Genomic DNA, 22,550 nt, shown 5'->3' on the forward strand with positions numbered 1-22,550 from the left:
CCCCGGTTGAATCGAGTGTACCCGGAGCCCTTGCCGCTCGGAAGTCGCGATGGGCGTTCAAGCGAGGCCGAGCAGCTCATCGATCGCCCAGCAGCCGCGGAAGTGCGGCCCGCCCGACCGGAGATGGGTCAGCAATTCCTGGTCGTCGGTGATCGTCTCAGCAAGGAGGTCGGCCATCCGGCCCATGAAGCGGACTTCCCTACTCTCGTAGATGCAACGGGCCCACAACCGGTAATCTCCATGAAGCTCGGCCACTTCAGGCGACCGGGAGCGGAAGGGATTGATGATCTCGCGGATGGTCCGACAGATCTGATCCTGGTGTTCGGAGATGCTCCTTCTTCGCTTATACCCGCTCGGGGCGAACTCCTGCGGGCCGAACGGTTCCTGGCTGTATTCTATCTGCCGAAGCAATTCATCATCGTCGTTGGTCGTCGCGCCCACGACTCCCCAGAGCGAGTAGTGCAATTCCGCATCTGGGGGGCGGGTGGCGGGATCGAAAGTGTCGGCCTCGGCAGCCCACGCGATGTAGTCGCCGAAATGTCTGGCCGCATTCCGTCTGGCGAGGCTCACGCGGCCGTCGGCGAGATCCTCCATCGCCTCGACGACCTGGTGGCACGACATGTACAGACACCCGTGGCGATTGTGTTCGTGCCAGCTCAGATCGGAGGCGGGGAGATCGGCGAGGGGAACAGGGTCCACGAGAAGAACCATCGGCAACCCGGCAAGAGATCCCAGATGGTCCGTTCACAGCCGGGGGGCCGGACGGCCCGGACGAGGGCGCAGGCCAGCAGGCGTAGCTTCCGGGGGCTGGCCTCGTCGCGAAGGAACCCAAGCATCTGGCCGCTCTCGTGGCACTGCAGCCGCTCGCGTTCGGTAATTGGGATGGCTCTCGGAGTCAGCGTGGCCGGCGCTTCTGGGCCGTGCGGCGATGCGGGCGGTAGCCGGCGGGCTTGCCCGGGGCGGCGGCGGTCGCGGGCTTCGGCTCGCCGTCGACCTGGTGGACGTAGCGGCCTTCGCCGAGGGAGCGCCGGGCCTCGGCCTGGCGCGCCTGGAGGGCGGCCTTGGGGGCCTGCGCGGGGATCAGGGCGTCGCAGCCCGAACCGATCAGGTCGCCGCGGCCGGCCTGGAGGAGGGCCTTGCGGACCTCGAAGTAGTTCTCCGGCTTGAAGTACTGCATCAGGGCTCGCTGGAGCTTGCGGTCGCGGAGGTGCTGGGCGACGTAGACCTCCTCGCCGGTGAAGGGGTCGATGCCGGTGTAATACATGCAGGTGGCGATGTCGAACGGGGCGGGGATGAAGTCCTGCACCTGGTCCGGGCGATAGCCGTTGCGCTTCAGGAAGAGGGCCAGGTCGATCATCGCGTTCAGGTCGCTGCCGGGGTGCGAGGCGATGAAGTAGGGGACGAGGAACTGCTGCTTGCCGGCGCGGCGGCTGGCCTTTTCGAACGCCTCGGCGAAGCCCTCGTAGTTCTCCTGGGTCGGCTTCTTCATCCGCTTCAGGACGACGGGATCGGTGTGCTCGGGCGCGACCTTCAGGTGGCCGCCGACGTGGTGCCGCGCCAACTCCTCAAGGTACTCGGGGGACTGCTGGGCGAGGTCCATCCGGATGCCGGACGCGACGTGCACCTTCTTGATGCCGGGGACCTCGCGGCTCTCCTTCATCAGCTCGATCAGCGGGCCGTGGTCGGTCCCCAGCAGCTTGCAGATGGTGGGGTGGACGCAGGACAGTCGCTTGCACTTCGCCTCCACCTCGGGGCGCGTGCAGCGCATCTGGTACATGTTCGCGGTGGGGCCGCCGATGTCGGAGACGACGCCGGAGAACTTCGGGTCCTTGCCCATCAGGCGCAGCTCGGTCAGGACCGATTCCTGGGAGCGCGACTGGATGATGCGGCCCTGGTGGGCGGTGATCGAGCAGAAGGTGCAGCCGCCGAAGCAGCCGCGCATGATCGTCACCGAGTCCTTCACGACCTCGAAGGCCGGGATCCGCTCCCCCTTGTACATGGGGTGGGGGCGGCGGGTGTACGGCAGGCCGTAGGCGCGGTCCATGTCCTCCTGGCTGATCGGCAGGGGGGGCGGGTTGCAGACGATGGCCTGGCGGTCGTGGTACTGCACCAGCCGCTTGGCGTTGAAGGGGTTCGTCTCCTGGTGGATTCGCCGGGTGGCCTCGACGAACTTGAGCTTGTCGGTTTTCACTTCCTCATGGGAGGGGAGGCGGAGGGCGTCGGCCGGCGGGGTCTCGCTGGCGCCCATGGCATAGGCGACCCCGCGCATGTCGCGGAGGTCCTTGACCGTCTCGCCGGCCTGGAGGCGGCGGGCGATCTCGACGATCTGCTGCTCGCCCATGCCGAAGACGACGAGGTCGGCCTTGGAGTCCATGAGGATGGAGCGCTTGACGGTGTCGCTCCAGTAGTCGTAATGGGCGAGCCGGCGGAGCGACGCCTCGACGCCCCCCGCGACGACCGGCACGCCGGGGAAGGCCTCGCGGGCGCGCTGGCAGTAGGGGATGGTGGCGCGGTCGGGGCGGAGGTTGATGCGGCCTCCGGGGCTGTAGGCGTCGTCGTTGCGGACCTTCTTGTTGGCCGTGTAGCGGTTGATCATGCTGTCCATGTTCCCGGCGGAGACGCCGAAGAACAGGCGAGGGCGGCCGAACTGTCGCCAGGCGTCGGCGCTCTTCCAATCGGGCTGGCTGAGGATGGCGACGCGGAACCCGGCGGCCTCCAGCACGCGCCCGAGGATGCCCATGGCGAACGCGGGGTGGTCGACGTAGGCGTCGCCGGTGACGAACACCACGTCGACGGCCTCCCAGCCGCGCGCGAGCATCTCCGCCCGGGTCGCCGGCAGGTGGGGCCGGGCGATCTGGACCAGCGGAAGCTCCGGCAGTTGCGTCGGGGCCTCGTTCCGCGAGGAGCACGGCGGTGGGGTGTTCGCCACGGGCGTCATGGGGTCGTTCAAGCCTCGATGGGAAGGGCGGTCGGTCGACGGGATCTGGGCCTCGGGGGTTCCTGTCATTATGCCACGGCGGTCAATCGCTCGAACATCCGAATGCGCGTCGGGAGTTGGCTTCGTTCGTCATCGCGGCGCGGCGGTGGTTTTCGCGCAAGATGCCGTGGCATGGTGAATTGCGTCGGAAATGCGTTGGCTTCGTTCGTCGAAATCGATGTGGTTTCGCGAGGCTCCGCGGGGACAACGGGAAGCCTATGAGAGGTCGCGTGGCGGCGTCCGCTCTGGCGGCGGGCACAGGCCGCCGGGACGCGCATGGGGCAACGGCCGCGGGAGCCATGGGCCTTCGCGTTCGACGATCCCATCCGACTCGATCCCGTCCCCCTCCCACCTGGAGACCGCGCGGGCTGCACCGATCGGGGCCCGTCGCCATGCCCATGCCCCGACGGCTCCCGTCCAATCCTTCGGTCCATCCTCGCCCGACGGGATGGGAGGGGTGCATGCCACGCGCGCGGAGCGACCCACGCCGGCCCAGGTCCGACGCCGTCTCCATGGCCTGTCCTCGCGAGTACTCCCGTGGCGTCGTCAACGGCATGCGCGGTCCCCCCTTATGCACACAGTGGCGCACAAAGTCGGGTTTGCGAGGGAAGGGCCCCGAAAATCACGGCCGGGATCGACCCAAGTGCCCATGATGACATAGGAAGAAAAATTCAAGCACCTTTCGGATATGATCGGGAGTCGGCCTGGCTGGGCGCGCTATGACGATGTTGCGTGGTGGACGAGGGCATCGGCATCCGGGGCGACTGGTGGCGCCAAAATTGAGCCGAGGGCCGGGCCGGTGCTTCGGCTCCAGACCCCGGTGGCGGCCCATCGGGGGAATCCGCGCGATGGATCGGGGGCCCGGTCGGCGATGGGACGAAAGTCCGGGGCAGGGGCCTCGGGATGGGGGCGAGGATGGGGATCGGAGACTTCACGGGAAGATGGCGGTACCCGATCGACGGGGTCTCGGTGGAAGACCTCGCCGCCGCGCTCGCGGCCGTGGCCGCCTCTCCCGACGTCGGCGAGGCGCGGGTGCTCCGTATCGAGGCCGGTCACGACGGCCACCTGCTCGTGCAGACCGGATTCCAGGCCGGACCCCGCGCCGGGAGCGGCAGATACATCCTCTTGCGGCGAAACGAGACGGGCTGGGCGATCATCGAGGTCAGCCGCTGGAAGTCGTGACCGTATCGCTAGCGGCCTTGCTGGGATGTGTCGGCGTCCTGGTCCTCTCCGTCTCGCCATTCCGACTCGAGCGGCCGGTCGCGAACAGCCGTGGCGACCGCCGCGTGATGGTCGCGCGCCTCGGAATGGTAGGTTCCGACTTGACGCGGACTTGGTGCCCCGCGAACATGGGCCGGGCCTTGTTTCGCCCTTCCTATCCTCCGCCCTCGCCTCGAATCGCGGGCCGGCGCATTTCGCGACCGGCCGTGGTGGCGACGGGCGGGACCAGTCACGCGGGGTCGACCCGCCACCGCATGCGTCCGAGTGATTTCGTGGGGATGGACGTCCTCGTCGGAATGACGTACTTCCAATCCGATGGCGAGCCGGCTCGCCAGGAACAGTTTCACGGCGAGATCGAGGAGGTGACCGACCGCGTCACCCGGATCCGCCCCTTCGACGGCGGCGACCTTCGCTCTCTGCCGACCGATCGCGGCTCCCTTCGCCCCGCCCCCGGCGGGACCTACCGCCTCGCGTGCTCGGGGGCCGTTGTCGACGGGCCGAGACTGCTGACGTCCTGGATGTTCACCCAGGACGCCGACCCTCGGTACTGGGACGCGCGCCCGAACCACGCGCCCTTGCTCCAGTCCCGCGTCCCGACGGAATGGGACTTCACCTACCGATGGGACGAGGATCGGATCCGAAGGGCCATTTCGCTGTTCGGGGATGAGTACATCGGTCGCACGCTCCTGCTGGGCCTGAACGTCCTGGACCGGGAAGGCCGCCTCAAGCGGCAGGAGCAGCATGTCGGCACGATCATGGTGGTCGACGTGGGGGGGATCCTCGTCGCGATCGATCGCGACGCGCGCACGCTGGAAGTCCCCGGCGACCCCGCGGTAATCGAGAGGGCGCCGCCGGCTCGCTACCGACTCCGCTCGACCGGCCGGGTCGTGAGGGATCCGGATTACATCGCGGAATACACCACCCGCGAGGAGCCCTGACCGGATCGCCCGTTGCGGGGGGCCGCGCCTTCAGGCGTCTTCGAGGAGGGAGTCGGCGACGGCCTCGATGGTGCCGGGGGCGTTGCCTTCCAGGCGGTTGTTGATGAACGTGAAGGAGGGCTGGGCTTCCTGCCAGGAGCGTTCGGCCAGGATGCGCAGGGCCAGGCGGACGGAGGGGGCGGGCTTCTGGACCTCGCGGTAGGGGCTGAACGCCTTCACGGCGTCCTCGTAGGGCTGGCCGCGACGCAGGAGGGCGCGGACGACCGTGAAGTCGGCCGTGTGGACGCCGGGCAACTCGATCTGCTCGATCAGCTCGGGCATGCGGGTCCAGGCGTTGAAGACGTGGGCCGTGTTGCGGGCGCGGAGGGTGTCGAAGTAGGGCTCGCCCAGGTACTCGGGGTTGCGGATCTCCACGCCGTAGCGGAAGCCGGGGGGGAGGGCGTCGAGGAAGTCGCCGAGCCGCGCGCGGAACTCGTCGACCCCCGACATCGTCGACTTCGCCATCGTGCCGAACTCGAACATCAGGACGGCGACGCGGTGCCGATGCCGCCACAGGGGGCGGGCGAACAGGTCCTTGAACAGCTTCGGGTCCAAAAACCCCGCGTTCTCCTGGCCGGCGCGGGCGCCGTAGCGGGCGTGCCTCGGCCAGCGCGGGACCGTGACCTCCTCCGGGACCTTCAGGCCGAACCGGAGCGTGTCGGGCGAGGTGTCGAACAGGGCCTTCCAGTACTCGGCCGAGGGGAACTGGTAGAAGCTGAAATCGCCGCCGACGATCGGGAAGACCCGCGCGTACTCGCCCAGGCAGTCGGACTCGAACTTCTTGATCGAGAGCTTCCCGCGCGTCTGGTACAGCGCGGGGTCGTAGATCGACCCGAGCCACCCCTCGTACTTCCACGACGACGTGCCGAAGAACGCGCCGCGATCGGCCAGGGCGCGGAGCTTCGGCGCGAGGGAGGCGGCGACCGGGGTCGCGTCGTTCGGCTCGTCGAACAGGGGGAGTTGGCTCATGGGTCGCGGGCCCGGGGGTGGTCGAGGTCGCCGCGGTCGGGGGAGATTCCGGCGCCGCGACACGATCAGTATATAGGGAGGCCCGGCGATTTCGACTCGGCGCCCGGGATGGGCGGGCCGGGGCTTGCGGTGGGGGCGGCGAAGCGCGATCCTGGAGGGCGGGTCGAGGCGCGAGGGATCGAGACGGCCGCGGGGTCGGGGAGCGTGGCGCGATGGCCGGTTCCACGGGGGCTCGGGTGCTCTGGGGGGCGATCGTCGCCCCGCCGTTGTTGCTGTTGGGCGTCGCCGGGGCCGTGGTGTACTGGCCCGAGCGGACGGTCGGGGTGATGGACGCGGCTCGGCGGGCCTGGTCGGGAGAGCCGTCGTACGAGATCCGTCCGTTCATCCCGGTCCATCGGACGCCCGCCCCCCAACCGGTCCCGACCGCCATCCTCCGGGGGATCGCGCGGGCCGCCGACGGCCGGCCGCTCCGCGACGGCTTCACGCTGGCCGTGATCCCCAAGCGGAAACGCGACCGATTCGGCCGGGGGAACGCCGGCGGCGAGGGGTACACGGCGAGCCTCAAGACGGAGCCCGAGTTCGAAACCACCATCACGCCCGATCCGGTCTTCCTCATGATCGCGGCCGACGGCCACGCGCCGAAGGTCGTGGGCCCATACCCGAAGGGGTGGCCGCCGGAGGACGATCCGGTGGAGGTCGTCCTGGAGCCGGGAGTCCCGTTCGAGGTCCGCGTCGTCGACGACCAGGGCTCGCCGATCCTCGGCGCCGAGGTGGCCGCGAGGCTGATCGTCGACGGCCGGCCGGTCAAGCTGCCGAACCCCGCGCGCACCGACGATGAGGGCCGCGCCTACTTCGCGAACCTCGCGGAGGCCGACCACGAGTTCGAGCCCAACGTCCACGGGTTCCTCTTCCCCGACGAGGCGGTGCCGGCGGAGGTCGTCCCCGGCGGGTCGATCACGATCCCCCTGGAGCGAGGGCCGCTGGCGGGGTTCGTCGAGGACGAGCGGGGGCGTCCCGTCGCGAACGCCGTCCTGCTCGTCGCGGGCGAGCGGGACGGGCGGCTGAACATGGCGGCCGTGCACCCCCGCGACCGCGTCGTCCTGGCGCGATCGGGCCCCGACGGGAGGTTCACGCTGCCGGCGCTCCACGACGAGTCGGAGTACCTGATCCGGGCCGAGGGCCCCGACGGGTCGCTCGGCTTCGCCCAGGGGGCGCGCCGGGCCGACGGCGAGGTGGAGGTGATCCTGCGCTCGCGTCGGATGGCGCGGGGGGACATGCCGCGCCGCGCCGCGACCTCGACGCCACCCCCCCGGTTGAGGGTCAATTACTCCGTCCTCACAGGCTTCACCACGCCGGGATACGGCGGCGGCGACCCCTGGCGCCGGATCCAATTCGACCGGAGCGTCGAGGTCGGCCCGGACGGGCGCTTCGAGTTCCCCGTCTGGGAGACGGTCGACGCCGCGCTGCTCATGGAGGGCCGCGCCATCCGGATCCCCTGGCCGCCGGACGAGGAGCCGATCCGGATCGACACCGCGGCCGTCGCGCCGGCGGAGCGGACGATCCGTTTCCGCTTCCAGGCGGACGAGACGCTCGCGCCGTTCCAGGGGACCATGACGCTCCGCCTGATGAATCCGCCCCCCGAGCTGAGCCACTTGGGCGTGACGCGGACCGTAAAGATCGTCGGCGGGATGGCGGCGCTCCCGTGCCTCTCGAACGAGTCGTTCCGATACGAGTCGACCGCCATCCCCGGGTTCTGGACCGGCCCGGCGCGGATCACCGGCGGCTCGCCGGACGGCGATCACTCGGCGATCGTCCGGGTGTACTCCGCCGGGTCGATCGGCGGCCGGGTGCTGGAGGCCGACGGCTCGCCGGCCGGCGCCGGGATCAGGGTCGTCGCCCCGCTGGACCCCGAGTGGGTCCGCGACGCCCTCCGGCTCCGCGACGACGCCCCGCCGGATTACCCCGTCGAGACGGCCGAGGAGGCGACGACCGACGCCGAGGGCCGCTTCCTGATCCCGGCCTTCCCCCTGAACGTCGCCACGCGGCTCGTCGCGGGGCGCGGGCGGTACGCCTCGCCGGGGGAGGAAATCCGGCTCTCCTCCCTCGACCCCCATCGCGAGGTCGAGTTCCTGCTGCCTCCGCGCGCCTCCGCCTCCGCGCGCGTGGTCGACCCGGAGGGCCGGCCGATCGCCGGGGCCCGGCTGGAGGTCGCCTTGCGGGACCGCGGCGCCGAGTGGCGGCGATGGCCCGCCGGCGAGACCGACGCCGACGGCCGCGCCACGATCGACGACCTGGCGGAAGGGGAGGCGAACTATTCCCTCGTCGCCACGTTCGCGGACGATTACCGGCCCATCGTCGCCCCCCTGGAGCCCGGCGGCCCCCCGCTGGAACTCCGGGCCGAGCGCGGGAGCGTCCTGGAAGGCCGGGTCGTGGAGGCCGTGACCGGCTGGCCGATCCCCGACCTGACCCTCCACGCCGAGGCCGTCGACACCCCGGACGCGATGGGAGACGTCGCCGAGGCCCGCACCGACGCCGACGGCCGCTTCCGCCTGACCACCCTCCCCGAAGGCCCGATCCGCCTGGACGACCGCCTCGGACTGCGATGGGTCTCCCCCCGATCACCGATCGTCCGCGCCGGCGCGGGAGAGCCGGTCGTCATCCGCGTCATCGACCTCCGCGACACCGACCCCCGGCCGCGACCCGTCCCGGAGCCGTAGCCGGGCGGCGGCGCTAGCGGACTTCGTAGAGATCCTGCTCCATCGCGATGGCGGTCGGCCCGGAGAGGACGCCGGCGGCGGTCCAGGCGGCGAAACGTTCCGGGGTGACGAAGTCGGTGAAGCCGTAGCCGGCCGGGTCGCGATGGCGGCCGATCTCCTTCCAGTCGACGTAGACGTGGGTGATCCCGCGTTCGCGAAGGGCCTCGTGGAACTCCTCGGGCGACCGGCCGGCGGCCAGGGTCTCGATGATCTCCGGGTTGAAGACGGTGTTGTAGAGGACCGGGTGCCGCAGGTGGAACACCGCCGCCTGGCCCACCAGGAGGATCCTGGCGTCGGCCGGCAGGTTAACGTCGATCGTCGCGAGCGGCGCGTTGAGGCGTCGGGGCATGTCGGATCGGAGGAATTCCAGGTCCCCCGTCCACTCGTTGAGGCCCGCCAGCGCGGTGGACGAATAGACCAGGTTCGTCCCCACCCCGACCGCCAGCACGCCCGCCCGGATCGCCCGCCAGGCGAGCGACCGCGACCAGTCGGCCCCCAGCCCCGCCATCACGGCGAACGCCGGCAGCATCGGCAGCCAGAAGCGGTCGAGCCGGTGAGTCAGGACCCACCACGACAGGAACATCCACGCCAGGTAGACGCCCAGCCACCCCGCCGCGCGGCGCGTCCTGGGGTTCAGGAACGCCAACGGCGCGAACGCCGCGTACAGTGGCGATTGCCAGTCCGACCTCCCCAGCACCTCGATCAGGTGATAGCGGAAGAAATACGCCGTGATCGGCCGCGGGCCGTGCGCGTTGGCCCACTGGATCTCGCGCTCCGGGGTCCAGTCGCGACCGCCGAAGATCCCGTAGGCCAGCGGGTAGACCGGGTTGCCGGTGTCGATGACGTTCTTCGCCAGCCACGGCGTCATCACGACCGCCCAGCCGAGGACGTAGGCGAGCGTCGGCCGCAAGGACCGGCCTCGCCAGCACTCGACGAGGCTCAGCACGCCGAACGGCAGGACCGACGGCAGGATCGCCGTGTACTTGCAGGCCGTCGCCCCGCCGGCGAGGAAGCCGATCAGCGCCCAAAGCCGCGCCGGGGCGTGGTCGGGCTCGGTCCTCCCCCGGACGTAGGCCCACAGGAGCGCCGCCTGGAAGCCGCAGAGCGGGCCCTCCACGTAGGCGATCACCCCCAGCCGGTAGACCCACGGGGTCGTCAGGTAGACGACGGCCGCCACGCAGCCGGCCTTCCAGCTACCGAGCCTCGCGGCGGTCGAGGCGATCAGCACCCCCGCCGCCAGGCCGAACAGCGCCACGAGCAACTGCCCCGCCAGCGCCCCCCACCACCAGTCGGCCATCACCTCCATCCCCAGCAGGTGGAGCATCTCCACCCCGAAGGGCATGTTGGTGTAGACGTTGTGCGGCAGGAACATGATCTGGCGCGCCTGGTGATACTCCTTCGGCGCCTGGATGTGGTACTCCAGCACGTCGAAATCGATCGCCGGCAGCATCGACCCCAGCAGCATCAGCACCGCGAATGGCGCGACGATCGCCAGCGCGATCGCGGCGTTGCCGTCGAGCCGGCCGCGCGGCCATCGCCAGGGCTTCGCCGCGTAAACCCCCGCCGCGGCCGTCGCGAGCAGCGCCGCGCGGACGACCCAGGGGTTCGGCAATCCGATCCGCCCCACGATCAACGTCGCCAGACCGAGGACGACCGTCCCCAGGAGGTAGTCGGCCGCCAGCCGGGCCGCGACGCCGCAATTGGATTCCATCCGGGCCTTGCGCAGGAGCCAGTCGCCGATCCCCATGGCGGCCAGGGCGATGAGCGCGGCGGTCGCGACGATCGGCAGGCGTTGCGGCAGGTTCTGGAACCCGCTCAACTCCCCGAGCGCCTTGCCGAGCAGCGAATCCTGGAGCGTGATCCCCGGCACGAGCCCCGGGATCGCGCTGAGCGCCAGGAGCCCCCGATTGACGCGACCCCCGGGGGTCGGCGGGACGTTCGGCAGCGGCTCCATCAGGAACCAGACCAGCCAGGCCGCCTGGGCGACCGCCAGCAGGATCAGCGGCCAACCGCTCCGCCCGAGCAGGCCGAGCGACGGGGGATTGGTGGGGGAGGGGGTCGGGGGGCGGGAGACGTGGGGTGTCATGTGATTGAGGGTCGATGCCAGAGGTACGCCCGCGTCGGATGAATCGGAAGGACGATCATTCATAACGGCCTTCCCCCCTGGAGGGGGAAGGTGGCCCGCAGGGCCGGATGAGGGGGGGACGAGCAGGACGGCTAGTGGAACTTGAAGGGACCTTCCCCGGCCAGCGGCCTCGTCCCAGGTCGCGAAATCCGAAACCTTGTGGGCAAGCTCCCCCTCATCTGACTCCTTCGGAGTCTGTCTTCCCCCTCCAAGGGGGAAGACCGTTTCATGGGCTCATGGAACGGCCGTCATAGCACCGGCCCGATGGTCCAGGGGGCGAATTCCTCCTCGCCGAGGCCGGCACCCTCGCTGCGGGTCGGCGCGCCGCCGGCGACGTCCAGGATGAGGTCGAAGAGGCGGCGGCCGACGGCTTCGACGGGCTCGCCGTCGAGGATCGTCCCGGCGTCCATGTCCATGTCGTCCTTCATCCTCTCGAACATCGGCGTGTTGGTCGCCAGCTTGATGCACGGAGTGGGCTTCAGGCCCAGGACGCTGCCGCGGCCGGTGGTGAAGACCAGGACGTTCGCCCCGCCGGCCACCAGCCCCGTCGTGCAGACGGGATCATATCCCGGCGTGTCCATGAACGTCAGCCCCGGCGCGCGGACCGGCTCGGCGAAGTCGACGACGTCCGCCAGCGGCGAGGTCCCCGCCTTCGCCAGCGCCCCCAGCGACTTCTCGTAGATCGTCGAGAGCCCCCCCGCCTTGTTGCCGGGGGAGGGGTTGTTATTGATCTCGGCGCCGAAGACGCCGGTGTACCATTCCCACCATTTGATGCGATCGACCAGCTTCCGGCCGACCGCCTCGGAGACCGCCCGGCGCGTCAGCAGGTGCTCGGCCCCGTAGATCTCCGTGGTCTCCCCCAGCGCGGCCGATCCCCCCTGGGCGATCACCAGGTCGGCCGCCACGCCGAGCGCCGGGTTGGCCGTCACGCCCGAGTTGCCGTCCGAGCCGCCGCACTCCAGGGCGAGGCACAGCTTCGAAGCCGGCTGCTCCGTCCGTCGCCAGGCGTCGGCCGACGGCAACAGCGACTCGACCGCCGCCACGGCCGCCTCCACCGTCCGGCCGATGCCCCCCTCCTCCTGAATCGTGAAGACCCGGGGCAGGGGGGGCGCGGCGGGCTCGGACTTCGATCTCAGGCGCAGGTGCTGGGATTCGATCAGATGTTGAGCGTAGGCGCCTTCGCATCCCAGGCCGACGAGGATGTACGCGGCGACGTTGGGATGGTTGACGAACCCCGCCAGCACCCGTTCCAAAATCTGGTGGTCCTTCCCCTCGAACGGCAGCCCGCAGCCCCCCTTGTGGGTGATGGCGAAGACGCCGTCGACGTTGGGGTGGCTCCGGCGGAAGTCGCGGCCCCGGAACCGCTCGGAGATGAATCGCGACGTGCTGGCCGAGCAATTCACCGTGCTGACAACCGCGATGTAGTTCCGCGTGCCGACCCGGCCGTCGGGGCGGAGGTAGCCGCGGAACGTCCGGGGGGGCTCGGGCTCGCGGCGCGGGGCCGGCTCGGAGGCGAAGGCGTAGTCGCGCTCGAACAGGTCGGCGCGGAGGTTGTGGACGTGGACGTGCGAGCCGGCCGGGATCGGCGCCGAGGCGAAGCCGATCACCTGGCCGTACTTCCGCACCGGCGCGCCGGCGGCAACGTCCCGGACGGCCAGCTTGTGGCCGAGGGGGATCGGCGCGAGGGCTTCGACGGCCGCGCCGGCGACCTCGATCCGGGCCCCGGCCGGGATCGGCGCGGGGGCCACGGCGACGTCGTCGTCCTCGCGCAGGAGGACCGCCCGGCTGGTTCGCGACGCGGTCGTCATCGCATCTCCCTCGTCACGGCGCGGCCGGGCGTCCGGCGGTCACTTCGCGGGGACGAGCTGGTGGATCCGGCCGTCGAAGGCCAGGATCAGCAGCTCCCCGTCGGGCGTCTCGTCGAACGACGTGATGTTGAGCTTCCTGGCGGGGTCGAGCTTGAGGATCTCCCCCGACGCCGCCGCCTTGCCCCCCTCGGGCTTCAGGCCCCAGATGCGGCCCGAGTCGTAGTCGCCGTAGACGTACCACCCTTGAAGCTCGGGGATGGCCGAGCCGCGATAGAGGCAGCCGCCGGTGATGCTCAGGCCGGCGTCGGGGCGGTCGGCCGTCGGCTTGTGGGGGTACTCGGCGTAGGGCGGGATGATCGGCCCGGCCGGGTCGGGGCGCTGGCGACGCTGGGGCTGGAACGGGTGGAAGCCCTCGCGGATGCTCCAGCCGTAATTGCCGCCGTTGTCGATCTTGTGGACGTACTCCCAGAGATTCTGGCCGACGTCCCCGGCCCAGAGGTCGCCGGTCTCGCGGTCGAAGCTGAACTTCCAGACGTTCCGCAGGCCGATCGCGTAGACCTCCGGCGCCCAGTGCTTGTGGGCTTCGGAGCGCGCGGCCGGGTTGTCCGCCGGGATGCCGTAGGCCTTGCCGTCGGCCGGCTTGTCGACGTCGATGCGCAGGATCGAGCCGAACCAGTCCTTGGGGTCCTGGCCGGTGCTGAGCGGGTCGTCGGCGGCGCCGCCGTCGCCGAGCGTAATATAGAGGAAGCCGTCGGGGCCGAAGCGGATCGTCCCGCCGTTGTGGTTCTCCCACCGGTCCTCGTCCGAGACCCAGACGCGCTGTTCGCTCTCGGGGTCGGCCTTCAGCGGGTCGTCCCCGGAGACCTTGAACCGCGAGACGACCGAGCGACGGACGTCTTCCTTGGACGAGTAGTAGACGAAGAACTCGCCATTTTCTTTATAGTTGGGGTGGAACGCCAGGCCCAGCAGCCCTTCCTCGTTCCCCCGATTGATCGGGTGGGGGAGTTCCAGGAAGAGTACCTTCTCGGACGTGTCGCGCGGGCTGGCGGGGAACGACCAGATCTTCGCCTGGTGCTGCTCCGCGACGTAGTAGCGGCCGGGATCCTCGCGAGGATAGTCCAGGGCCACGGGGCGATCGAACTTGAGGTTCGGGTAGGCGACCTGGGTGTCGACCTTCGGGAGTTCCGCGGGCTGGGCGGCGGCCGTCCCCACGGCGAGGCAGGCGGCGAGCGCCGCGGCGACCAGGGTGGGCGTGCTCGTGATGGGCGTGCGACGATGCAAGGCGCGTCCTCCGGCTTTCGATTCGGCTCATCGACCCCGGCGCCCGGCGCGGCCGCGTCGTCGCCGTCCGTCAACTAGAGTTATGGGGCGGGGCCCGCAAGTCAAGCGGTCGCCCCCGGCGGGCGCCTGCACGATCGGTACCGGGGACGGCGAATTCCCTAGGATTTGCTTGATGCCCCAAAATCGGTCTGGTACGTTGGATTCGGCGACTTCGATTCTCATCATCCCATCGTCCGTCCTCGGGCACGCCGGTCGGAGCGGCCCGGCATGTCACGCCGTGCCCCTTGCGGACGTACCGGACGTTACGCCATAGTATCGCGGCCCCGCCGCCCCGATCTTACGCCGGCCGTTCGGCCCGCGCCGAGGGGGTCCGTCCGTGGGGCCGCGGCCGTTTCCGCGCATCGCACAGGGCCTTCCTGGCAACCCCAACTGGGAGCAATCTCGTCATGGCCAAGAGCCGGGATTGGACCGAGATCCTGATCCGTCGCGGCGTGATCGGACCCGATCAATTAAAGGAGGCCGAGCGCTCCGGCGGCGACGTCGACGACGCGCTCGTGAAGCTCGGCTACGCCGACGCCACCGACGTCGCCAAGGCGAAGGCCGAGCAGCACGGCCTCGCCTACGTCGAGCTTCGGGAGGTCGAGATCCCGACCTCCGTGATCCAGAAGGTTCCCGAGTCCCTCGCCCGCGAGAACATCGTCATGCCGATGTCCGAGGGGAACGGGTCCATCAAGGTCATCATGCACGACCCCATGGGCTTCGAGACCATCGAGAAGCTGCGGTTCGTGCTCAATCGAGAGATCGAGGTGGCCCTCGCCCCGCGCGAGTCCATCATCGAGGCCATCAACAAGTATTACGGCGCCGCCGCCGGCGAGACCGAGTCGGTCGACTCCATGTTGACGGAGTTCACCGACACGCAGATGGACTACATGGACGAGGAGGGGGCGGGAGGCAAGACCTCCCGGACCAACACCCTGGAGGAAGGGGACGCGCCGGTCATCCGCCTGGTCCACCTCATCATCGAGGAGGCCGTCCGCAACCGGGCGTCCGACATCCACATCGAGCCGTTCGCCGAGCGCGTCCGGATCCGATATCGGATCGACGGCGTCCTCATGGAACGCGACTCCGCCCCCCGACGCCTCCTCGGCGCCATGGTCAGCCGACTCAAGATCATGGGGCAGATGGACATCGCCGAGAAGCGGCGGCCCCAGGACGGCCGGATCAAGATCCTCGTCGCCGGGAAGGACATCGACCTTCGCGTCAGCATCCTGCCGACCACCCACGGCCAGTCGGTGGTCATGCGCATCCTGGACCGCGACAACATCAAGGTCAGCCTCCAGGACCTCGGCTTCTCCGAGGAAGACTACGCCAAGTTCAAGCAGCTCATCCGGCGGCCGAACGGCATCCTCCTCGTCACCGGGCCGACGGGGTCCGGCAAGACCACCACCCTCTACGCCGCGCTTAATGAGCTGAACCGCCCCGACGTGAAGATCATCACGGCCGAGGACCCGGTCGAGTACTACCTCCCCGGCGTGAACCAATGTGAGGTGAAGGCGAAGATCGGGATGACGTTCGCGCGGATCATCCGGGCCATGCTGCGGCAGAACCCGAACATCCTCCTCGTGGGCGAAATCCGCGATTTGGAGACCGCGGAGACCGCGATCCAGGCTTCGCTGACGGGACACCTGGTTTTCAGTACTCTGCACACGAACGATGCGCCCAGCGCCATTACACGTCTGGTCGATATCGGTCTCCAGCCGTTCCTGGTCGCCAGCTCGGTCCTCGCGATCCTGGCGCAGCGCCTGGTGCGCAAGGTGTGCCCCAAGTGCAAGGTCCGGGTGGAGCCCCCGGCCCACATCCTGGCGGGCCTGGGCCTGCGGCCTGAACTGGCGAAGAAGGCCAACTTCGTGAAGGGCAAGGGCTGCTCGAACTGCAACAAGAAGGGGTATCGCGGCCGCCTGGGCATCTACGAGCTGATGCTCATGACGAACACCGTGCGCGAGATGGCGTTCAAGGGCGAATCCACGCTGGCGATCCGCAAGGTCGCCAGGAAGCAGGGGATGCGCACGCTCTTCGAGGACGGCGTGATCAAGGCCATCAAGGGGATCACGACGCTGGACGAGGTCTTGCGGATCACCCAGCACGACCTCGCCGCCACTCCCGCCCCCGCCGCGGCGGCGACCCCGCAGAAACCGTCTACTCCGGCGTGAATCCGGCCGATCAACCCCGGGAGGCCGGCCCCGCGAGGGGGCCGGCGACCCCCGACGACGGGCCGCCTGGAGGCCCGTTCGCCGTGTAGCGGTAGACTTTCCAAGTCTTTGCGCGCTTGATCCCGGCCCGTCAGGTCGAAATAATGAGCTAGGCCGAGAGGATTAGGTGTCATCCACCTAACTCCATCACCGACCTAGGGAATTCGATGGACACCTGGTCCACGGGACGAAGTCAAGACCCAGGCGATCCGAGCCGACGACCGATAGGTGTTGATTGAACCCCAGGGGAGGTTAGGGACGGCATGGGCACGATCCTCATCGACAAGCTCCTCCAGACCGTCTGCACCCAGCGTGCCAGCGACCTGCACCTGACGGTCGGCAGCCAGCCGATGCTCCGGCTGCACGGCCACATGCGGCCGCTGGCGACGAAGGTCCTGGAGCCGCCGGACACCATGGCGCTGATGAAGAGCATCACGCCCGAGCGCTGCCAGCAGGAATTGCAGGAGGTGGGGGGGACGGACTTCGGGTTCGCCTTCGGCGAGATGGCCCGGTTCCGCGTCGCCATCTTCAAGCAGCGCGGCAACATCGGGCTCGTCCTGCGGCGGATCCCGAACGAGTTCCTCACGTTCGAGCAGCTCGGCCTCCCCGCGGTGATGGAGGAGCTGATCCAGCGGCCTCGGGGGTTGATCCTGGTGACGGGCCCGACGGGGTCGGGCAAGACGACGAGCCTGGCGTCGATGATCAACTGGATCAACGACAACATGGACCGTCACATCATCACCATCGAAGACCCGATCGAGTACTTCCACAAGCACAAGAAGTCGCTCGTCAACCAGCGAGAGATCGGGATCGACGTCCCGGACTTCCCGGAGGCCATCCGCCGCGCCCTGCGGATGGACCCGGACATCATCCTGGTGGGCGAGATGCGCGACCTGGCGACGATCCAGGCGGCGATCACGGCGGCCGAGACCGGCCACATCGTCTTCGGCACGCTGCACACGAACTCGGCCGAGGGGACGGTCAACCGGATCATCGACGTGTTCCCCAAGGAGCAGCAGGACCAGATCCGCACGCAGCTCTCGGTGGCGATCATCGGCGTCCTGGCCCAGGCGCTCCTGCCGCGGAAGCCGAAGGGCCTCGTGGCCGCCTACGAGATGCTGGTGGTGACGCCGGCCATCTCGAACCTGATCCGCGAGAACAAGACCTACCGGATCGACTCGTCGATCCAGACGGGGCGCAAGCACGGCATGATCCTGCTGGACGACAGCCTCTTCAACCTCTGGAAGCAGGGGCTGGTCGAGGAGCAGGAGGTCCTCTACAAGGCGCGCAAGGTCAACGACCTGCGGGACCGGATCGAGAACGCGAAGAAGGGGATCTTCGACGAGGAGGAAGAGGGGGAGGACGACGAGTGAGCCCGCGGCCGTCACGCGCCGGGGCGCGGGGCGTATCGGGGATGGCCGCTTCCGGTTGAGCGGGATCGAGTTGGGCCGGGCCCGGGGCCTTCCGGGCCGGCGAGTTGGGGCGTCCGGGGCGGGCGCGAGGGTTCGGTCGGCCTCCCAGGCCGACGCCCGCGGCGGCCCCCCCGGGCGGGACGATCGGCGCGGGCGGCCGCCCGCGCGGCGGACGCATCTTCTTCTTCAAGTTCAAGCGACCACACGACGAACACGGATCGACGACGAGGCGTCGTCGGGGGGCCGAGGGCCTTCCCCGGGGCGTCCCGCGCGTGCGGCGAGCGATCGGGGGCGAGGAATGGCGCGACGGCTCGGCACCATCATGGTCGACATGGGCTACCTCGACGAGGAAGGGCTGATGCGCGCCCTGGAGGAGCAGAAGCGGGGCGCCGGCGAGCTGCTGGGGAAGGTGGCGACCCGGCTCGGCCTGGCGAAGGAGGAGCACGTCCTCAAGGCGCTGGGCGAGCAGCTCGGGATGAAGGTGGTGAAGCTGGCCGACACCACGATCCCGGCCGAGATGACCGAGATCGTCAACGAGAGCATGGCGACGACGTTCAAGGTCGTGCCGATCTCGCAGGCGAAGAAGGACAAGAGCGTCACGGTGGCGATGGCCGAGCCGCAGAACCCCTCGACGCTGACCGACCTGGGGCTGTTCCTGGGGGTGCCGGTCAAGGGGGTGATCGCCAGCGAGGCCGACGTGACCGCGGCGATCGAGCGGATCTACGCCGGGCACCAGGAGTCGATCTCGGACGTCGTCAAGCAGATCGAGCAGGACAAGGGCCTGCAGAAGATGGCCGGGCGGAACGAGAACACGATCGACCTGGAGGCGATCGAGGAGATGGCGGACGCGGCGCCGGTGCGCAAGCTCCTGAACATGGTGCTGCTGCTGGCGATCAAGGACAAGGCGTCGGACATCCACTTCGAGCCGTTCGAGGAGGAGTACAAGATGCGGTACAGGGTCGACGGGATCCTGTACGAGCTGGTGCCGCCGCCGCGGCACCTGGCGCCGGCGATCGCCAGCCGCATCAAGGTCATGTCGAACCTGGACATCGCCGAGCGTCGGCTGCCGCAGGACGGCAAGATCCAGCTGGCGCTGGGGGGGAACAGCGTCGACATCCGCGTCTCCACCCTGCCGACGATGTTCGGCGAGAGCGTGGTGCTGCGGATCCTCGACCGCTCGGTGGTGCAGCTCGACCTGAAGAAGCTGGGGATGCCGGGCGACACGCTGTCGCGGTGGATGGAGGTGATCAAGAAGCCCAACGGGATCATCCTAGTGACCGGGCCGACGTCGTCGGGCAAGACGACGACCCTGTACGCGACGCTCAACGAGCTGAACCGGATCGAGGACAAGATCATCACGACCGAGGAGCCGGTCGAGTACGAGATCGAGGGGCTGGTGCAGGTGCCGATCAACCCGGAGATCGGGGTGACGTTCGCCGCCTGCCTGCGGTCGATCCTGCGGCAGGACCCGGACAAGATCCTGGTGGGGGAGACGCGCGACCTGGAGACGGCGGAGATCTCGATCCAGGCGTCGCTCACCGGGCACGTCGTCTTCACGACGCTGCACACCAACGACGCCCCCTCGGCCGTCACGCGCCTGCGCGACATGGGCCTGCCGACGTTCCTCATCACGGCGACCGTCGAGGCGGTTCTGGCCCAGCGGCTGGTGCGCCGGCTCTGCCAGGTCTGCAAGACCGAGTTCACGCCCCCGCCCGAGGTCATCATGGAGCTGGGGCTGACGCAGGAGCAGGCCGCCGGGCAGAAGTGGTTCTACGGCAAGGGCTGCGACCGCTGCAACAACACCGGCTACAAGGGCCGCCAGGGGATCTACGAGCTGATCGTCATGAACGACATCCTGCGCGAGATGATCGTCGCGGAGGTCTCGCTCGACGAGTTCCGCGAGGCGTGCCGCAAGCACGGGATGAAGACCCTGCGCGAGGTGGGCCTGGAGGCGATCCACGAGGGCCGCACCAGCATCGAGGAGATCCTGCGCGAGACGATGACCGAGGTCTGAGCCGGCCCGGCCGGCCCGGCCCGGGCCGCGAGCCTTCGCCCGAACGTCCCAGCATACGACCGAACGGACCCGACCACGACGCCGCGACCGAGGCGGGAGGACGCCGATGCCGACATATCAGTACGAAGCGATGGACCACACCGGGCGCGAGGTGAAGGACGCCATCGACGCCGCGACGCAGGAGGAAGCCCAGCAGATCATCCGCCAGAAGGGCTTCTTCGTCACCAAGATCTCCGAGAAGGCCAAGAAGACGCGCAAGGCGGCGACGGCCAAGAAGGGGGGCCGCCGCAAGAAGAAGTCGTTCACGATCGGCCGGATCTCCACCAAGCAGCTCTGCACGTTCACCCGCCAGCTCTCCACGCTGCAGGACGCCGGCCTGCCGATTTTGCGGAGCCTGAAGATCCTGGAGGGGCAGTGCAAGCCGGGGGTGCTGAAGAACTCGCTGGGGGACGTGGTGGAGGACATCGAGAGCGGCCAGACGCTCTCCGAGGCCTTCGCCAAGCACCCCAAGGCGTTCGACCGGCTCTACTGCAACATGATCAAGGCGGGGGAGGCCGGCGGCGCGCTGGAGGCGATCCTCCAGCGGCTGGCGGACTTCAAGGAGAAGGCGCAGTCGCTGAAGCGGAAGATCAAGGGGGCGATGGTCTACCCGATCGTCGTCATCTTCGTGGCGTGCGTGATCGTGGGGTTCATCCTCTACTTCATCATCCCGAAGTTCGAGGCGATCTTCAACGACTTCGGCGTGCCGCTGCCGCAGATGACGAAGGTGCTGATCGCCTCCAGCCACTTCCTGATCAAGTACTTCTACATCGTGTTCCTGGCGCCGATCTTCTTCTGGCTGTTCATCAAGCTCCTGTACCGCAACCAGACGGGGGCCTACGTCTGCGACCGGATCCTGCTGATGATCCCGGTCATGGGGACGATCGCCGAGAAGTCGACGGTGGCCCGGACGATGCGGACGCTGGGGACGCTGGTGCAGTCGGGCGTGCCGATCCTGGAGGCGCTGTCGATCGTCCGCGAGACGGCCGGCAACGCGGTCTTCGAGCGGGCGTTCACGCGGATCTACGACAGCATCCGCGAGGGCGAGACGATCGCCCAGCCGCTGCGCGAGGCGCGGATCGTGGACGACATCGTCGTCAACATGATCGACGTCGGCGAGGAGACGGGCGACCTGGACACGATGCTGAACAAGATCGCCGACAACTACGACGAGGAGGTCGAGGTGGCGGTCGAGTCGCTGGTGAGCCTGCTGGAGCCGATCATGATCGTCGTCCTGGGCGGCATCGTCGGCTTCATCGTCATCGCGCTGTTCCTGCCGCTGATCACGCTGATCACCAAGCTGTCGGGCTGAGCCCGGCGCCCGCGCGGGGCCGGGGGGAGACCCCGGGCCCCGGCGCCGGCCGGGCGGCCCGCGCCGACGCTTGAAAATCCCGAGAACCGTCGTACATCGATACGTGAGCAGACCCCGGGACGTCGCCGTCCCGCCCCGACCCGTCCCGGAGGCCCCGACCCATGACCCGCCCGCGGCCGCGCCCGATCGTCCCCCCCGGCCCCCCCCGCGCCGGCTTCACCCAGGTGGAGCTGCTGGTGGTCATCGTCGTGATGACGCTGCTGATCGCCCTGCTCCTGCCGGCGATCAACGGGGCCGTCCGGACCGCCAGGAACACCGCCGCCCAGGCCAACCTCACGCAGCTCGCCAACGCCCTGGCCGCGTTCAAGGCGAAGCACGGCGAGTATCCGCCGAGCCGGGTCCTCCTGTGGGAGGACGGGTGGTTCCGCACGGGCGACACCACCGTCATGCCCGGCGTCGCGGGCCAGACCGACCTGACCGCGGGCCAGCTCGCCCAGCGGTCGCTCCAGCACATGAGGAAGTTCTTCCCCAAGGCGACGTTCAGCACGTCGGGGGCGGTGTGGACCAACCTCAACCAGTGGTACGACTTCAACGGCGACGGCCAGTTCGGCGGCCTCAACCCGACTTCGGGCGCCTACGAGCCGTCGCGGCCGATCCTCCTGCAGGGGCACCAGTGCCTGGTGTTCTTCCTGGGGGGGCTGCCGCAGCAGACCGACGAGGGGTACTCGATGACGGGCTTCGCCAAGAACCCGTCGAACCCGTTCACCCCGGCGGTCCTGCCGGCGGTCGCGACGAGCTCGACCTTCTTCAGCCAGAACCGCGAGGCGCCGACGTTCGAGTTCGCCGCCAACCGGCTGCTGTCGGCCGCCCCCGGCGAGTTCCCCGGCTACATGGACTCCCTGGGGAACACCCTGGGGGGGGGGCAGATCAACTTCATCGCCTACTTCAGCGCCTACGGCAACAACGCCTACGACCCCAACGACGTCAACTTCGCCGAGGTCGACGAGATGGGGGCGACGATCCTGAACCGATTCAAGGTGCGGTTCCCGGTCAGCGGCGCGAACGGGATGGCGAACTCGCCGGCGCCGAACCCCTACACCACCGGCCCGACCTGGGCGGCGACGGCGGCGGAGCTGACGCGGCTGAGCGTCGCCTACGTCAACCCGCAGACGTACCAGCTGATCTCCTCGGGGAGCGACGGGCTGTACGGGCCCGGCGGGACGTTCAAGGCGAACACCGGGGCCGACGCCCTGCCGTTCGACGCCGCCGCGACGACCCCGGCGGCCTCCGCCAACATCCGCCAGCGCGAGCGCGACAACCTGACGAACTTCCACGGCGGGACGCTCGATTGATCGCCCGGTCGACCGGGGCGGCGGGCGCCCCGTGACGGGGCCCGGGGACGTCCCGGGC

Annotated in this window: 15 protein-coding genes; 8 read left to right on the forward strand and 7 right to left on the reverse strand. The window is 69.3% G+C overall.

Annotated elements, in window-relative coordinates; translation table 11 throughout:
• Positions 1–57 precede the first annotated feature (57 nt).
• From WG209_RS04510 to WG209_RS04520, 3 genes are read right to left on the reverse strand one after another with little or no spacing between them, the layout of a single operon-like run.
• Positions 58–621 (reverse strand): hypothetical protein, encoded by a 564-nt coding sequence (locus tag WG209_RS04510; protein WP_337173815.1) that lies wholly within the window; start codon positions 619–621, stop codon positions 58–60.
• A gap of 35 nt (positions 622–656) precedes the next feature.
• Positions 657–836 carry a hypothetical protein gene (locus WG209_RS04515; RefSeq protein WP_337173816.1) on the reverse strand — a complete coding sequence of 60 codons (180 nt, stop codon included), beginning with the start codon at positions 834–836 and terminating at the stop codon, positions 657–659.
• A 59-nt stretch (positions 837–895) separates the two neighbouring features.
• On the reverse strand, positions 896–2,938 hold the full coding sequence (locus tag WG209_RS04520; RefSeq protein WP_337173817.1) for a YgiQ family radical SAM protein: 2,043 nt from the start codon (positions 2,936–2,938) through the stop codon (positions 896–898).
• Between the two features lie 954 nt (positions 2,939–3,892).
• Here WG209_RS04520 and WG209_RS04525 point away from each other — a divergent pair.
• Positions 3,893–4,159 carry a hypothetical protein gene (locus WG209_RS04525; RefSeq protein ID WP_337173818.1) on the forward strand — a complete coding sequence of 89 codons (267 nt, stop codon included), beginning with the start codon at positions 3,893–3,895 and terminating at the stop codon, positions 4,157–4,159.
• Between the two features lie 335 nt (positions 4,160–4,494).
• Positions 4,495–5,136 carry a hypothetical protein gene (locus WG209_RS04530; RefSeq protein WP_337173819.1) on the forward strand — a complete coding sequence of 214 codons (642 nt, stop codon included), beginning with the start codon at positions 4,495–4,497 and terminating at the stop codon, positions 5,134–5,136.
• 30 nt (positions 5,137–5,166) lie between these two features.
• Here the strand turns inward: WG209_RS04530 and WG209_RS04535 are convergent, their stop codons facing one another.
• Positions 5,167–6,144, reverse strand: a complete 978-nt coding sequence (locus WG209_RS04535) for a DUF72 domain-containing protein (protein ID WP_337173820.1) — start codon at positions 6,142–6,144, stop codon at positions 5,167–5,169.
• Positions 6,145–6,356: 212 nt separating this feature from the next.
• On the opposite strand from WG209_RS04535, the gene WG209_RS04540 reads away from it, so the two are divergent.
• A complete protein-coding gene (locus WG209_RS04540) occupies positions 6,357–8,861 on the forward strand; it encodes a carboxypeptidase-like regulatory domain-containing protein (RefSeq protein WP_337173821.1) in 2,505 nt (834 codons plus the stop codon).
• A gap of 13 nt (positions 8,862–8,874) precedes the next feature.
• Here WG209_RS04540 and WG209_RS04545 read toward each other — a convergent pair whose 3' ends face one another.
• The 3 genes from WG209_RS04545 to WG209_RS04555 form a co-directional block, all read right to left on the reverse strand.
• Entirely contained in the window at positions 8,875–10,986 is a 2,112-nt protein-coding gene (locus tag WG209_RS04545; RefSeq protein WP_337173822.1) for a glycosyltransferase family 39 protein, read from the reverse strand.
• Between the two features lie 287 nt (positions 10,987–11,273).
• Complete coding sequence (locus WG209_RS04550; RefSeq protein WP_337173823.1) at positions 11,274–12,833, reverse strand: altronate dehydratase family protein; 1,560 nt, start codon at positions 12,831–12,833, stop codon at positions 11,274–11,276.
• 39 nt (positions 12,834–12,872) lie between these two features.
• Positions 12,873–14,114 carry a PQQ-dependent sugar dehydrogenase gene (locus tag WG209_RS04555; protein ID WP_337173824.1) on the reverse strand — a complete coding sequence of 414 codons (1,242 nt, stop codon included), beginning with the start codon at positions 14,112–14,114 and terminating at the stop codon, positions 12,873–12,875.
• Positions 14,115–14,560: 446 nt separating this feature from the next.
• Between WG209_RS04555 and WG209_RS04560 the strand changes: the two genes are divergently transcribed.
• The 5 genes from WG209_RS04560 (at position 14,561) to WG209_RS04580 (ending at position 22,492) form a co-directional block, all read left to right on the forward strand.
• Positions 14,561–16,324, forward strand: coding sequence for a GspE/PulE family protein (locus WG209_RS04560; protein ID WP_337173825.1), 1,764 nt, complete (start codon positions 14,561–14,563; stop codon positions 16,322–16,324).
• A gap of 302 nt (positions 16,325–16,626) precedes the next feature.
• Entirely contained in the window at positions 16,627–17,736 is a 1,110-nt protein-coding gene (locus WG209_RS04565) for a PilT/PilU family type 4a pilus ATPase (protein ID WP_337173826.1), read from the forward strand.
• Positions 17,737–18,073: 337 nt separating this feature from the next.
• Complete coding sequence (locus WG209_RS04570; protein ID WP_337173827.1) at positions 18,074–19,789, forward strand: ATPase, T2SS/T4P/T4SS family; 1,716 nt, start codon at positions 18,074–18,076, stop codon at positions 19,787–19,789.
• A 106-nt stretch (positions 19,790–19,895) separates the two neighbouring features.
• Positions 19,896–21,140, forward strand: coding sequence for a type II secretion system F family protein (locus tag WG209_RS04575; protein WP_337173828.1), 1,245 nt, complete (start codon positions 19,896–19,898; stop codon positions 21,138–21,140).
• Between the two features lie 161 nt (positions 21,141–21,301).
• Positions 21,302–22,492, forward strand: a complete 1,191-nt coding sequence (locus WG209_RS04580) for a hypothetical protein (protein ID WP_337173829.1) — start codon at positions 21,302–21,304, stop codon at positions 22,490–22,492.
• Positions 22,493–22,550 lie beyond the last annotated feature (58 nt).

This window comes from Paludisphaera sp., from assembly GCF_037189885.1.
Classification (GTDB): domain Bacteria; phylum Planctomycetota; class Planctomycetia; order Isosphaerales; family Isosphaeraceae; genus Paludisphaera.

What these genes read in the sequence shown, in the direction of transcription:
- WG209_RS04510 (WP_337173815.1), bottom strand. Translation starts at nt 621, where the DNA reads ATGTCGTGCCACCAGGTCGTCGAGGCGATGGAGGATCTCGCCGACGGC.
- WG209_RS04515 (WP_337173816.1), bottom strand. Translation starts at nt 836, where the DNA reads ATGCTTGGGTTCCTTCGCGACGAGGCCAGCCCCCGGAAGCTACGCCTG.
- WG209_RS04520 (WP_337173817.1), bottom strand. Translation starts at nt 2,938, where the DNA reads ATGACGCCCGTGGCGAACACCCCACCGCCGTGCTCCTCGCGGAACGAG.
- WG209_RS04525 (WP_337173818.1), top strand. Translation starts at nt 3,893, where the DNA reads ATGGGGATCGGAGACTTCACGGGAAGATGGCGGTACCCGATCGACGGG.
- WG209_RS04530 (WP_337173819.1), top strand. Translation starts at nt 4,495, where the DNA reads ATGACGTACTTCCAATCCGATGGCGAGCCGGCTCGCCAGGAACAGTTT.
- WG209_RS04535 (WP_337173820.1), bottom strand. Translation starts at nt 6,144, where the DNA reads ATGAGCCAACTCCCCCTGTTCGACGAGCCGAACGACGCGACCCCGGTC.
- WG209_RS04540 (WP_337173821.1), top strand. Translation starts at nt 6,357, where the DNA reads ATGGCCGGTTCCACGGGGGCTCGGGTGCTCTGGGGGGCGATCGTCGCC.
- WG209_RS04545 (WP_337173822.1), bottom strand. Translation starts at nt 10,986, where the DNA reads ATGACACCCCACGTCTCCCGCCCCCCGACCCCCTCCCCCACCAATCCC.
- WG209_RS04550 (WP_337173823.1), bottom strand. Translation starts at nt 12,833, where the DNA reads ATGACGACCGCGTCGCGAACCAGCCGGGCGGTCCTCCTGCGCGAGGAC.
- WG209_RS04560 (WP_337173825.1), top strand. Translation starts at nt 14,561, where the DNA reads ATGGCCAAGAGCCGGGATTGGACCGAGATCCTGATCCGTCGCGGCGTG.
- WG209_RS04565 (WP_337173826.1), top strand. Translation starts at nt 16,627, where the DNA reads ATGGGCACGATCCTCATCGACAAGCTCCTCCAGACCGTCTGCACCCAG.
- WG209_RS04570 (WP_337173827.1), top strand. Translation starts at nt 18,074, where the DNA reads ATGGCGCGACGGCTCGGCACCATCATGGTCGACATGGGCTACCTCGAC.
- WG209_RS04575 (WP_337173828.1), top strand. Translation starts at nt 19,896, where the DNA reads ATGCCGACATATCAGTACGAAGCGATGGACCACACCGGGCGCGAGGTG.
- WG209_RS04580 (WP_337173829.1), top strand. Translation starts at nt 21,302, where the DNA reads ATGACCCGCCCGCGGCCGCGCCCGATCGTCCCCCCCGGCCCCCCCCGC.